3 protein-coding genes, 1 tRNA gene and 1 pseudogene are annotated in these 2,847 nt (G+C 48.6%); 3 read left to right on the forward strand and 2 right to left on the reverse strand.

Annotated features, from left to right (window positions below; translation table 11 throughout):
* Positions 1-180, reverse strand: a pseudogene (locus HJG40_RS09945) (nucleotidyltransferase); the annotation flags it as partial.
* Positions 181-235: 55 nt separating this feature from the next.
* On the opposite strand from HJG40_RS09945, the gene HJG40_RS09950 reads away from it, so the two are divergent.
* From HJG40_RS09950 to HJG40_RS09960, 3 genes are all read left to right on the forward strand, one after another.
* Positions 236-320, forward strand: a tRNA-Leu gene (locus HJG40_RS09950).
* Between the two features lie 664 nt (positions 321-984).
* The gene (locus HJG40_RS09955) at positions 985-1,215 is read left to right on the forward strand and encodes a hypothetical protein (protein ID WP_215864051.1); all 231 of its coding nucleotides are present in this window, start codon (positions 985-987) and stop codon (positions 1,213-1,215) included.
* Between the two features lie 4 nt (positions 1,216-1,219).
* On the forward strand, positions 1,220-1,471 hold the full coding sequence (locus HJG40_RS09960; RefSeq protein ID WP_215864052.1) for a hypothetical protein: 252 nt from the start codon (positions 1,220-1,222) through the stop codon (positions 1,469-1,471).
* 338 nt (positions 1,472-1,809) lie between these two features.
* On the opposite strand, the gene HJG40_RS09965 is transcribed toward HJG40_RS09960, so the two are convergent.
* On the reverse strand, positions 1,810-2,718 hold the full coding sequence (locus tag HJG40_RS09965; protein ID WP_368356046.1) for a DUF3034 family protein: 909 nt from the start codon (positions 2,716-2,718) through the stop codon (positions 1,810-1,812).
* Positions 2,719-2,847 lie beyond the last annotated feature (129 nt).

The following is a 2,847-nucleotide window of genomic DNA, read 5'->3' on the forward strand; positions in this document are numbered from 1 at the left end:
TTCCGACTCTATCTCACTATTATTCGGCCAGTGGTGCTGGGCATCGCCCCCGGCACCCAAACGCCGCGCTGCTTTTTCCTTGGCCACCCGAAAATCCACGACACCCTCCTCCGCCATAATCCGGGCCGACTCCACAGCCAGCAAACGGCGTAAACGATGGGGTTGCTGTGACTTGCTCATACTCGGCACTCCGATGATTGTCGTCCGGGACTATTCCGCATAAGATAGCGCGTAAGCGAGAGTGGCGGAATTGGTAGACGCACTGGATTTAGGTTCCAGCGCCGCACGGCGTGGGAGTTCGAGTCTCCCCTTTCGCACCAAATACAGAGTTAGCCGAGCCAGTCAAACAACCTGCGGATATTGCGAATGAACAGGGCCTTAGTTCGACTGGAAACAATGCTCTATGACGACGGCACACCAACAGGTGGCTTTTGCCGTTCACTTGGGCGAATTTTGGGCAAAGTGCCAAAAATCAGTGTGCAACCAGCACTGCAATGCTTTTATTTGCTGGAGGTTGAGTGGCTCAGACGCGCTGATTAACAATCCGGGGGTCTAGGGAATATTCGTTACTGACACGCAATAGCGGGGTTTTTCGTGTCTGCTGAGGCCCCACGCTAGGCTGAAAGCCAATCCTTATGTAAGCTTTTGTGAAAATCATGGAAATTATATCTTTGCAGGGGTGTGCCGAAGGACTATACAAAAGCGAAGTGCTGGTTCGATAAGGCAGCCGCAGAGGGACCAGCTTGGATGCTGCCCAAGGCATTTCGTGACATACTATACGTCCATGGCGTGTCCGCAGGATAGTATGACCGCCATAACGTGGTGGAAGAAGGCGGCTGCGCAAGGTGGTCGTGTAGGAAGGGTTGGCGCAACGGTGGATCAATAAGACCGAACGCGGTTAGGCAGGTTTGCTGCGTCTCAGGGGATGTTAGCAAGGTTCGCCTGCAACACGGTTATTATGAATGTTGATTAAAGGGGTTCGATATGAATAGCGTTTTATCCAAGATAAAAAGCGTCATCGAACGACGCGGCATGTTATTGGTGATAGCATTTGTTGTGTTGTGCTGGTGGCATGTTGCTTATTATCTTGACCCTGTTGTTGTTGTTGTTGCGGTTCTGATTTCAGGGTTCTCTTTGCTGGGATTTGTGTCATATCGCCTTGTAAATTTTTTCTCTACTTGGAAAAACCATACAAACGCCAAAAGACAAGGATAGAACCATGCACACACAAGCGTTATATATTTCTATTGCAGCCTATTACCTTTTTGTCATTTTCCTTGCTAGTGTTTTGACAAAAAATATAAATGCCTACCGTTGGGGCGGCGCTATGCCGCGATGGTTGATGCCTTTAGTATGGCTGTCCATGTTTCTTTTTGGTCCTTGCCTGCTGATTGTGGCGTTGCCGTTGAGATTGTTCGGCATTCGTATGTTGCCGGTATTCATTCCGCGCAACATGCTGACACAAAACTGATTACCGATTGGTAAACCACCAATTCCGCTTTCTCCAGAACAATCTCTTCCGGCGCCTGTATGGGATCCCTGTACGTGAAGAGGATTCGGGCTGAATCATTTTGGGTTCCTCATTATGATTTTGTCATATATAGAAAAGCTGTATTTTTATATAAGCATATTATTAAAAAAGGCTTCCTATAATTGGGAAGCCTAAAAATCCCTAAAAAGCTCAGGGAGGAGGATTTTTCCACTGAAGATTTTTTCAGTGTGTTCCTTGTTTCCCTGTCATCTATTTAGCATCAATTTTAGAAAATTGTCATGCTATGAGATGACGGAGAAAATGTGCTCATAGATGCGTCAGAAGCTGCTGGTCAAAGATAAGTACAGACCGTTTTGGTTCTTTTCAGTGGCAATAGTACCCAAATCCACATAAGCCGCCGTCACAGAAAGCTGCTTGTAGGGGAACCAGGCGACATAGACATCTTTCCAGGAACTGGTCTTGGATACTGCATTCCCCAGTGTGCTGAAATTACCCGCACCACTCGACGGGGCAATCAGCTGGTTCTGTGGCATACCGCGATATTCCGCACCCAACACAACATGTCGATTCAGAAAGACGCCTACTGAAGCTGCGGGTACGACCTTGTAGCCCATGCCATTGACACCCCCAAAACCTAACAAGCCTTGCTGGTTCGCGTTGGTCACATCAATATTGACGTCCGCTAATGTCGTTAAACCGAACAGACCATTCAGCCAAACCTTGGTTGCACTCAGATAATAACTGACCCCATTGCGCGCTACATGCAAAGTATCCGCCAGGTTTTTTGGCATCTCGTTATGATGGAAATCCACACCGACGGATACCTGCGGCTCCCACCAATTCTGATCATAGACAACGTTGCCGAAAAGTCTTGCCTTTAAACCGACAATGTCCTGATTCAGATCATAGTTGCTGCCAAAAAATGCGGGACCGCTCAGACCGAGTGCTGCAGAAGTCGTGGACGTCCCCAAAGGCACCGACGACCCGCTCACAACACTAAGAATGCGATGATCGAGCGTTTGCCCCGTATTGCCTAAACTAAACCCCTGCCGGGCAAAAGAAACTTCAATGCGATTAAACAAGCCGACCGATGCGCCGTAAGCGTTCAAGTTATAGTTGTTCAGCATGACGTGTGAATAAAAAGCAGTCGCGCCAATTTGCTGATTGGTGCCATAACCCGAAATCACTGCCCAGGGGTTAATGCCACCACCGGCAGCACCGTCTATCGCTGTTTATAGTGGACCCCAGATTTGAGACAATAGTTTAAGCTTGTTGTCTGGTCAGGAGGAGACGATGAGCGCAGCAAAGCGGAAAGTGTATGGAGCCGCCTTTAAGGGCAAGGTGGGGCTGGAGGC

The organism is Acidithiobacillus concretivorus (assembly GCF_018853445.1).
GTDB lineage: Bacteria > Pseudomonadota > Gammaproteobacteria > Acidithiobacillales > Acidithiobacillaceae > Acidithiobacillus > Acidithiobacillus concretivorus.